Here is a 10602-nt window from a genome sequence, read left to right as displayed (position 1 = left end):
GGGTGAAATAGTGCTCATGTATGGTTGGTTTGAAAGTTTTAACTTTTTGCCAAACCAGAATCTAAAAAGCATTTTTATAGGCACACATTTTACTGAAAACGCCCAAAATTTCCTAAAGCGCTTTTTGGCATATTTTCCAGACTATTTTGATGACAAAGAAGTCGGCTGTAGAGACATTTTTACCCTTGAATTTTTGCAAAAATTGGGGATAAAAGCTTATTTTTCAAGATGTCTTACAAGCACGTTGCCAAAAAGAAAAGAAAAACCAACCCAAACAAAAGTGTTTTTTGTGGGATTTGATGATAAAAAGTTGCTATCTTTTATCCCAAAGCATTTGTTAGAAAATGCTGAATTTATCAATCAGCAAAGAGTCAAGCTCCAAGATGACTGGACTGAAGAAAATTGTTTTAAAATGACGCAAGATTTGCTTGCGCGCTATGAAAATAAAGCAAAGATTATCATTACTTCTGCTTTGCATTGCGCCTCACCAGCCACAGCTATGGGAATCCCAGTCGTGCTAATACGCACCGTTGAAGAACAGAAAAATCGCTTTAGCGCGCTAGAAAACATCATCCCAATCTATAGCATAGAGGATTTGAAGCGAGGCAAAATCGATTTCAATCCGCAGGCTCCAGACATAGAGCCGCTAAAAGAAGCAATGCTTGAAAATGTGCGCTTGAGCGTTTTAAAAGAACAAGGCGAGCAGGTCGATGAGGCAAGGCTAAAAGAGCTAAGGGCTTTTATAGCTAGTTTTAAAGCAAATTGATTTTGGATAAATTTTTAAAAATATTATTTTCTTATATATTTGTTTGGTGAATTTTAGATTCTGGTTGGCTGCTAACACTTTGGAATCTATATAGAATCCAAACCCAGAATCCTAGCCCTTTGGAAATCCGCGCGGCCAAAAGCCCGCATTTTTGCATTTTGAGCTAGCTTCAAAAAGCACTTTGTGTGTTTTAGTGAAACGCATTAGATATTTTGCGTGATTTTTGCGTGCAAAGCGGCGTATTGTGGTATAGTCAAAGCTTGATAGCTTGCGTGCTTAGATTTTTGGACTTTGGCGTGGCGCGCGGGCGAATTTAGATTCCACACAATTCCACACAGGGGGCAAAAATGGGAATTTCTGGTATTAGATTTTTTAGCAGGCTTGGCATTGGCTCAAAGATTATGGCGACACTTTCGCTGGTGCTTATCATCTGTATGAGCACACTTACTTTTATCGTCGTGCAAAACTCTCGCACCATCCAAACCACCGAAGCAAACAAACTCCTCATAAACGGCGCCGCGCGCGAGGCAAACCTCGTCCAAAGCATCCTCAATGAAATCTATGTCGCTGTGGATACTTCGCGCATCTACCTAAACGACTACATTTTGCGCGGGCGCAGCGATGAGCAGGGCATCCATAGAATCCAACATCATAAATATGCTCGATAGCAATCGCTGGGGGCAAATCGGCTATGTGTATATCAAAGACCAAGCCTTTAGTGGTGAAAATATCCCAAATCCCAAGCATCGCTTGAAAAATGGCGAATTTATGGTGCTGGCAATCGATAATAATATGCATGCAAAAGGCGGCGTGGAGATTCTGCAAGCAGAGGAAGTCATCGCAAACTTTGGCAGCGTCAAAGAAGTGCTAAGCAGCGGCAAACCCGCGATAGGACGCCCCACACACCAAAAAATCGGCGGCAAAGAGTATTTTGGCGTGGGGATAAACCAGCCGCTTTTTGGCAAAGATGGCAAAGTGCGCGGCGTGGTGGGCGTGTTTATCGATCTATCTGGCATCACGACTATGCTCCAAGACCCTAGCAAATCGATTTTTGAAGGCGATTTTAAGGGGATGTATTCTACAGATTCTACGATAGCGGTGCATGGGCGCAAGGAGTTTCTAGGCAAATATTTGCGCGAGGTAAATCAAAGCCCCACGATGAATGACCTAAAACACGCTATCGAAAACCAAATAGAGGGCATTTTTGACTATACCAACTCGCTAAATGAAACCAGCCGCGCCGCAGTGGCAAATGTCAATATCGGCGATGGTTTGGCTATCTGGACGCTTATCGTCTCCGCACCGCTAAAATCTGTGCTAGCGCCAGTGACAAATCTCCGCTTGCTTATGATTATCGCAAATGTCATCGTCGTGATTATCGTGTGTTTAGTGATGTTTTTCTTCATCCGCGCGCAAATCGTGGCGCGCATCAACAATATGAGCCACCTGCTTTTTGGCTTTTTTGACTATCTAAATCACAAGCGCGACACACCGCCGCATCTCGTGAAGCCAAAGGCAGAGGATGAGCTAGGGCGCGCGACACTAGAGATAAACCACAACATACAAATCGTGCAGCAAAATCTTGAACAAGACAAGCTAGCCATCGAGCAGTCCGCGCAAACTGCCAAAGAAGTCGAGAGCGGGAATCTCACCGCGCGCATCACGCAAGACCCGAGCAACCCACAGCTAAAAGAGCTAAAAAATGTGCTAAATAATATGCTAGATGTGCTGCAAAGCCGCATCGGCGCGAATATGAATGCGATACATGATGTGTTTGAGTCGTATAAAGCGCTTGATTTTACCAAGCAAGTGCCCGATGCTAAAGGCAATGTGGAAAGTATGACAAACATCCTTGGCAAGGAGATTTGCCAGATCCTAAGCTCATCGGAATCCTACGCGCAAAATCTCACCTCACAAACACAGAACCTAAAAGATTCTATGGCGAAACTTTTCAGCGGTAGCTCATCGCAAGCCAGCTCGCTAGAAGAAAGCGCAAGTGCTATCGAGCAAATCTCAAGCTCTATGCAAAATGTCAGCAACCACACGCAAGAAGTGACGCATCAAGCCGAAGATATCAAAAATATCATTAGCGTGATAAAAGACATCGCTGACCAGACAAACTTGCTAGCACTTAATGCTGCTATCGAAGCGGCGCGGGCGGGCGAGCATGGAAGAGGATTTGCCGTCGTGGCGGATGAAGTGAGGAAGCTAGCTGAACGCACCGGCAAAAGCCTAGGCGAAATCGAGGCAAATATCAATATGCTCGTGCAGGGCATAAATGAGATGAGTGAGTCTATCAAAGAGCAAACCAGCGGCATCACGCAGATAAACGAGTCTATCACGCAGCTAGAATCACTCACACAAGATAATGTCAATGTCGCCAACGACACCAACACCATCACGCAAGAAGTCGCCAAAATCGCTAATGACATCCTAAGCGATGTGAATAAGAAGAAGTTCTAAGCGGGGATTTGTGGGGCTTCTCGTGGCTTTGTGAGGATTTGTGGGGCTTTGTGGGGCTTCGCGGATTCTAAGCTTCTTGGATTTTAGAGTTTGTGGTTTTTTAGATTCTGGGCTCACAAATTTTAGTTCTTGGGATTCTATGATTCTATGATTCTATGATTCTATGATTCTATGATTCTTATCCGCGAGGCTTTTTCCAAGCATCGAGCTTGGGCTGGGCTTTGGCGCATACGCTAGCAAACTGGCATTTTTCGCGCTGCCAAGTATAGGCTATCGATACGAGATAATCCACAACCCCTACGCCATGCTAAAAATAGGCGCTATCGCACAGCTTGGGCGTGCGCGCGCGGTGGTGGATCACAGCGTGTATTATGACATCATCGGCAACAATCGCGGCTATGACAACAAACTCGGCGCATTTGTGGGCGTGAATGTCTATAAACAGGTGGATATTTTTGTGGATTCTGGCGCGTATTGGAGCGTGTTTGACAACGCCAAAATAGCTTATGACAGAGCGTACACTTGGAGTATCAAAGGCGGCATCAGCGTGAATTTTTAGCGATTTTTGTAAAATCTAGATTCTAGGCTTGATGCTGTAAAACCATCTTGAAAGTTTAAGCCTTTGCTTAAAAACCACGCTGACAAACTAAATCTTATCTCCCAAAACTTGTTTCGCGATTTTTCAAACGAAGCTCAAAATCTTTCCAAAAGAACAAAAAGAATAAAGCCAAAAGCAATAAAAGCAGAATTTACGGATAGATTATATAGCAAGAGTAAAAAGGTGCGAGACGAAATGCTTAGGCGTTTAAATCGCCCAAGCGCTAGCGCCCAGCGATTGCGCGTCTCTCAAAAATGGGGGGCAAAGGCCAGTAAAGGCAAGCGCTCAAATGTGCCCGCCCAAAAAATGGGGGAAGCAAGCAAAGGCAGGTGCCAAAATGCATCCACCCAAAAAATATGCCCGCTAAAAAGATATTTGAGCGCCCAAAAGCGTCAAAACACCAAAGCGCCAAGCGCCCAAAGCCTAGTGGCTTAGGGGCTTGTTGATTTTGGTGTAGTTGTAAGGCGCTAGATTCTCATCTAGCTCTAGGAGATTTTTGCTAGGCGCACGATTGACATCTTTTTCATCCGGCTCGTTGTAGTAGAGCTCGCCTTTTTTATGCCCTTCCATATCCGCAGGGTATTTGAGCTCGCCGGGCGCGAATTTTTGGATGTCTTTGAAGCCTAGATTTGAAGGCGTGATGTTGATGCCATCTTGCGCGGCGATAGAGACTAGCAGCGCTTGCCCTTCTTTTGCCATCGCGATAGATTGCCCCATGATTCTGCTAGCTTCTTGTGGGTTGTGGAATCCAGTGGAGTTTTCTGCATTGACAAAATCCGCTCTCATTTGTGATTTGCGATGCAAATCTAGCACTTGACTAAGCGCTTTTGAGATTTTGACATCATCTGCTTTGCCATCGGTTTGGTATTTTGGCATAGCACCCATTTTTGCGCGCACGCTTTTCACATCTTCGATGAGGCTTACGATCGCGTATTCTGCGTTTCTTTGCATAGAAGCTACAGATGTTTGGATGTCATAGACTTGTTGTTTTAGGTAGTCTTCTGATTGTCTATGGCATGTTTTACACGATGCATTTACATCATTTAGCGGCGATGTGAATTGGTGGCTTGTCACCTTTTTTGCGCCATTTCGAGTGTAAGGCATATGGCAGTCCGCGCAGCTTACGCCATTTTTGGCATGGATTCCGCCGCTTGCTAGCTCTGTCTCTGGGTGCTGGATTTTTAGCATTGGTGCTTTGGTGTCTTTATGCACCCAGTCTTGCGGGAATTTGTCGCGGATTTTTTCATAATAATCATCAAACATCTCGATTCTGAAAGGCTCGCCTTTTTTCCATTCACTCCATGGGAATGTCAGCATTGTGCCGGCGACTTCGATTTGTGTAGGCTTGTTGCCATTGCGCCAATAATCGATTTGCTCATAAGTCTTTTGTGTGCCATCAAGCCATTTTGCGTTTGGATCATTAGCGATGCTTTCACCGATAGTCGTTACTTTGCCAGCAGGTGCGAAGTAATACTCGACATGGCATTGTGAGCACACAAGAGTGCGCATTTCTTGGCGGGATGCTTTGATACCTTGCGTCTCATCTGCTTCATATCCGCGAGCTACTAGCGCATTTACGAGTGCTGGGCGTGTGATGCGAAGGCTCATATCTTTTGGCGAGTGGCAATCAGCGCACGCTAGCCCCATCCTAGTGCCGCCATGAAGTCCGGTATGTGCCTCGCTATCAGGCGCTTCGCCATCCATCACAGGGACATTTTTTATCATAGTCCAGTATTTTGAGCTGTTAAACGCCAAAAAATCGCCTTTTGACACATTTTCCAAAAGCCAGCTAGTCCAGCCGCTATGGCAGTTCATACAAGCAGTAGGTTGCCCGCCAAACGCTTTGAATCCAGCGGCGTTTAGAAAGTCTTTGTTGTTACGCGCGGTTTTCATTTGGTCTGCTTGTATGAAGAAGTGATGTCGCTCTTCGTTTGCATCCACAGAGAATGGATACCCAGCCCACATTTTCACAAGCTGCGGGAATCTCTCTAGCTTGTTGTATGCGATATTTCCGCCAAACTCCGTAGATTTACCTTCTGCGGTAGCGCCACGCATATACATATCTAGGTAGTCAGGGAATTGTTTGCCCCAAGTTGTAAGCCTAGGATCATTGTCGCTAAGTCCTAGCGAAGGTCCTTGATAGAGCGCTGTTTGCTCGCCTTTTTTCTCTCCGATATCCGCAGTGATATACGCTACAATCGCGCCGATGATCACCGCTACAATGAGGATAATCCACATGGTCTTTTTGTTCATTGTTGTCTCCTTTTTGTGAGGTTAGCTAGAAACTACGCAAATGCCCGACATTTTGGTGGCAAGAGAGGCAGTCTAGCGATCCTTTGTTGTGTTTGCTATCCAATGTGGGATTTATCGAATTAGCGGCATAATCCCCATGGCAGCGTATGCAATTTTCTTGTGCCCACGCTTTGGTATCTGCATTGGCAGTGAAATTTGGCGGCAAGTCTTTATCAAAAGTAAAATGATATGCATGCCCTAGCCCTGTTTGTGCTTTTGCCACCCATTTACGCACAAAAGAATGCGGCAAATGACAATCGATGCAGTTTATGCTCTGATGCGAGCTTTTGTTGTAATCTGCATAGACTTGATTCATCACATGGCAGTTGTTGCACGCGGAAGAATCGCTTGAAAGGTAGCTAAGCGCGTCGGCATTGTAGAGGCTATACACGCCATTTCCTATGATAAAACCCAGCACAAATATCACTGCGACAGCAATCATAGAGACTTTTTTCTTCATCTCCTCTCTCCTTACTTTCGCATTATCTTTGTAGCCTTGGGAAATTATAGGCGATGCTTTCTTAAAATTATGTAAAAATGTGAATATAATGATGCGGATTTTTGGCATTTTTGGATATTTTTGTGATTTTGTATGCCAAATATTAACCAAACTCATTTAGAATCGTAGATTTTTTGAAGATTTGCTAGAGTTTTGATAAGAAAAAGTTTTGACAAGAATAAAGTTTTGATAAAAAATACCGCAAAATAAAGAGTCAATATGCCAAAAAATACGCCACCACAAACACCCGCAAAAGACACGATTTTTCAAAACCCCACGCACAAAAAGTTTGAGTTTGACGCGCAGGTGGCGAGCGTGTTTGATGATATGCTGGCGCGATCGATCCCCTACTACAAAGACACGCTGGAGCTTTGCGTGGATTTTATGGCGCAAAATATTAAGCGCATCGAGCAGGCAAAAGTCACAGAATCTAGCCAAAATGCAGAATCTAAAAGCGCGGATTCTGGCGCGCCTGCAAACCCCCAAAAATCTGTAGAATCCAGAGACTCCATAGATTCTGCCCCAAAAAGCAAAATCTATGATCTAGGCTGCTCCACTGGCAACACCCTCCTAGCCTTGCGAAACCGCGTAGATTCCGAGCTTATCGGGCTTGACTCATCCGAGGCGATGATACACCAAGCAAAACTCAAAGCCAAAGCATATAGCGCAAATATAGAGTTTGTCTGCGCGGATTTCATGGAAGTGGCGTTTGCGCGCGCGCAGGGCTTCATCGCCAACTACACGCTGCAATTCATAAGACCGCCCATGCGCGCAAAGCTTGTTAGCAAAATCTATGATGCGCTGGATTCTGGCGGCGTGCTGATAGTGAGCGAAAAGACGACGAGCGCAAATCGTATGCTAGATAGCCAAATGATCGCCTACTATCACGCCTACAAAGCGCGCAATGGCTACACCACAAGCGAGATCGCCGCCAAGCGCGAGGCGCTCGAGAATGTGCTTGTGCCTTATAGTTTGGATGAAAATATCGCGCTTTTGAAGGATGCTGGATTCTCGCATGTCGAAGTGCTGTTTAAATGGGTGAATTTCGCCACACTCATCGCGGTGAAGTAAGCTAAGCGGATACAAAGCACCCAGAATCTAGAATCTAAAATAGCGAGCTATATAGAGCGCAACCTAAAAATCCAAGTTTTTGGATTCTGATGTCTTTTTAGCGGGGATTTTTCAGTTATTGACTTTTTGTGCATTCTTGTCATTTTATAAAATTATTATTTTTGCAATTTTTGCCCGCTTGTGGATTCTGTAGATTTTGCAGAATCTGCAGAGCTAGTAGAATTTGCATTGGTTCTAGATTCTGGTTGCAATTCTTTTGTGCTTTGTTCTTTGTTTTTGGATTCTGGTTGTGCAGATTTGGTTTGTGTGGATTCTGTGTGGTTGGTGGCTTGTGTCGATTCCGTTGAGATTGGTGGGGCTGGCGGTATGGCGCCTTTGTTGTCTTTGAATACCTTGCCATAGCCGAGTGAGACGCCGATGAAGACATTGCTCCCGACATTTTCGATGTAGCGCCCCTTTAGCAAGTAGAGATTGACAAAGGGCGAGATGGTGAGGTTTTTCCAAAGCGCGGTGTCTAGGCGCACGCTAAGTTCTAGCTCTAGCTGTGGATTGCGCTCGTGCGGGTAGTTATTGACAAGATAGTGGCGGTAGTTTAGCATCGTGCTAAAATCGACGCCCTCGCGGATGTTGCGCTTGAGCGTGATGCCAGTCTCTGCCCCCATGGATTCTATGGGGTGGCGTATGTCGCTGAAATCCTCCTCGCCAAAGAGATTTAGCTTTAGATTCTGGATGTATTTGCCATCAAAAAGCCGCACGCCAGCGGCAAAGCGGAAGTATTTTTTGCGATAGGGCATATCTGGGGATGGCGTGAATTCGCTCTGCAAGCTAAGCTGCAAAAATGGCCCTATCTCGCCGCCGCCGATTTGCTCAAGCCTCCATATACGCTGCGTGTAGCCGGTGGAGAAGAGGATTCTATCGAGCGTTTTGTTTCGTAGCCTTGAGCGCGGGTTGATAAACACCATCGTCTCGCCGTATTCTGCGAGCAGGGAGTTGAAAAACACGAAGCGCTTGGCGTAATAATCCAAAAGCATATTGCCATAAAGCTGGAGGATGAGCTGGGAGTCGCCGCTTATGCGGCTGTTGGCAAATGCGGTGTAGTCTTCTTGGTTGTTTATCTGGGTGGAGGAGAAGTTTAGCGAGGTGCGGGCTAGCTCGGCGCGCCAACCTTGCCGCTCGCGGTCTATGTCGATAGTTTTTGTCGTGAGGGCTTGCGCGCTGGCGGTGAAAATATGGCAGATGAAAATCAAGGCTAAAAGGCGTAAAAGGTGGCTGGCTGGGTTTTGGGGCGCTTGGCGTGTTTGTGGTGTTTGGGATTTGGCTGGATTCTGGGGCGTTTGGGGTTTGGCTAGATTCTGATATGCTTGGCTTTTGGCTAGGTTTTGGCGGGCTTGGTGGTTAAGTGGATTTGGGTATGCTTGGTTTTTGGTAGTAGTTAGATTCTGGTGCGTTTTGACTCTGGCTAAATTTCGTGCCAAAGAGCGCGAAAGTCGCGCTGCTAGATTCTGCGCCAAAGGGCATTTGGCGAGCGCATTTACCCAAGCATTTTTAAGCGAGGCTAGAATCATTACTAGCTATGCGCGTTTGTCTTGCTATTTGGGATGTGTTTTATGAGGTTTGGTATGTCAAAATCCACGCCCTGCGCCGCCGCTTCTTTGGCGAGCGCTACGGCTTCGTTGGTGTTGTATTCATTGCCGCCTTCGTATGGCTCAAAGATGCGATTAGCGATGGAGAGCGCGTAGGCGTTTTTCTTGATGCTTAGCGGCGCGGAGTTGGGGTTTATCACATAGACAACCGTCTGTATCAGCACCTCATCAAACTTCCAATGATCAAAGCAGTAAGCCAAAAACGAGATGTGATCCACGCCGAAAAATTCCTGCTCAACGATGGCTATATTTTTGAAATCATTTGCCGCAAGCGCCTCGCGAAACGCCTTGTCTTTTTTGGATTTGATAAGCACGCTGGAAAATAGAATCATCCCTAGCCGCAAAAGCATCGCACATGGGATGAGTGTCTGGGAGAGCTTGCGGTCCTCGGCATTTAGCCAGTTGGAGATGAAATCCACTTCTCTAGCGCAATTTCCCATAAAAATGTCGGTATCAAGCCCATAGGGGCTTACATTTATTTTGATTCTGGAGCGCAGGGAGTCCGCCATGACGATGTTTTTGACATTTTCGATGCCAAGCAGGGCGATGACTTGGTTTATCGTAGAGATTTCTGATGAGAATCCATAATACGCGGAGTTGGCGGTTTTGAGGAGGTTTGCGGTGGCTAGCGGGTCTTTGGAGATGATATCCACGACACCAGCGATTTCGATTTTGGACCCCATCTCATCGATATAGTCTCGAAGCTTGATGACGGTGTCTGGCAGTGGCGGTAGATTCTGCTCGATGAGTGTCAATAGCATATCGTTCATTTTAGTCCTTTGGGTAATGTGTGTCATCGCGTGGATCGCGCGCGAAACATCTATGCTGCATAAGGCTTTGGTATTTTTGGCGCTAATTTTAGCGAAAAAATATTATGTTTGCGTTTAAAATTTGCAATCAACGCGGAGAATGTGGCGAGGACACATAAATGGGGCGCGCAATAAGTGCGCTAGAATCGTTAGAATCTATGTTTGGTGGAATCTAGTGGAAAATATATAAAAACACGCACTGGAATTTAGAATCTGCAAAAAAACAATCAAGTGTCACGCAACTTCGCTTTATTTTTTTTGCAACCCCGGGTATTTGCAGTCGTTTTGCAAAGTGTGCTATTGTTTTTCTTTTATGATTCCCAAATGCTCTAGCTTTCGCTTAATTTTTTTAAGAATCCTATACAGCCAAGGTGTATAGTAGCCAATCTTTGTAGTAAAGCGAACTTTTTGCATATAGGGCCTTAGTGGTTTTAGTAGTTCTCTAGTGCGGCGAGGATCTT

The 10602-nt window shown here is 45.5% G+C and carries 8 protein-coding genes and 1 pseudogene; 5 read left to right on the top strand and 4 right to left on the bottom strand.

Annotated features, from left to right (window positions below):
• The 4 genes and pseudogenes from BKN38_RS09500 to BKN38_RS09485 form a co-directional block, all read left to right on the top strand.
• On the top strand, window positions 1-766 hold a 766-nt coding region (locus BKN38_RS09500; protein ID WP_143000275.1), incomplete at its 5' end, for a polysaccharide pyruvyl transferase family protein.
• Between the two features lie 347 nt (window positions 767-1113).
• Window positions 1114-1434, top strand: a complete 321-nt coding sequence (locus tag BKN38_RS09495) for a hypothetical protein (RefSeq protein ID WP_066457142.1) — start codon at window positions 1114-1116, stop codon at window positions 1432-1434.
• Between the two features lie 1411 nt (window positions 1435-2845).
• Window positions 2846-3229, top strand: a pseudogene (locus tag BKN38_RS12335) (methyl-accepting chemotaxis protein); the annotation flags it as partial.
• Between the two features lie 304 nt (window positions 3230-3533).
• The gene (locus tag BKN38_RS09485) at window positions 3534-3788 is read left to right on the top strand and encodes a hypothetical protein (protein ID WP_066457136.1); all 255 of its coding nucleotides are present in this window, start codon (window positions 3534-3536) and stop codon (window positions 3786-3788) included.
• Window positions 3789-4250: 462 nt separating this feature from the next.
• Here BKN38_RS09485 and BKN38_RS09475 read toward each other — a convergent pair whose 3' ends face one another.
• Complete coding sequence (locus tag BKN38_RS09475; RefSeq protein WP_066457131.1) at window positions 4251-6080, bottom strand: ammonia-forming cytochrome c nitrite reductase subunit c552; 1830 nt, start codon at window positions 6078-6080, stop codon at window positions 4251-4253.
• 25 nt (window positions 6081-6105) lie between these two features.
• Entirely contained in the window at window positions 6106-6579 is a 474-nt protein-coding gene (gene nrfH / locus BKN38_RS09470) for a cytochrome c nitrite reductase small subunit (RefSeq protein ID WP_066457129.1), read from the bottom strand.
• Between the two features lie 258 nt (window positions 6580-6837).
• Here nrfH and cmoA point away from each other — a divergent pair, with 258 nt between their 5' ends.
• Window positions 6838-7689, top strand: a complete 852-nt coding sequence (gene cmoA, locus BKN38_RS09465) for a carboxy-S-adenosyl-L-methionine synthase CmoA (RefSeq protein ID WP_066457127.1) — start codon at window positions 6838-6840, stop codon at window positions 7687-7689.
• Window positions 7690-7844: 155 nt separating this feature from the next.
• On the opposite strand, the gene BKN38_RS09460 is transcribed toward cmoA, so the two are convergent.
• Window positions 7845-9254, bottom strand: coding sequence for a hypothetical protein (locus BKN38_RS09460; RefSeq protein WP_066457125.1), 1410 nt, complete (start codon window positions 9252-9254; stop codon window positions 7845-7847).
• A 2-nt stretch (window positions 9255-9256) separates the two neighbouring features.
• Entirely contained in the window at window positions 9257-10102 is an 846-nt protein-coding gene (locus tag BKN38_RS09455; protein ID WP_066457123.1) for an HDOD domain-containing protein, read from the bottom strand.
• Between the last annotated feature and the right edge of the window lie 500 nt (window positions 10103-10602).

Origin of the sequence: Helicobacter sp. CLO-3 (assembly GCF_001854545.1) — a bacterium.
In the GTDB taxonomy this organism is placed as follows: Bacteria; Campylobacterota; Campylobacteria; order Campylobacterales; family Helicobacteraceae; genus Helicobacter_B.
Note: the sequence above shows the minus strand (reverse complement) of the source record. Positions and strands in the feature narration are given on the sequence as shown.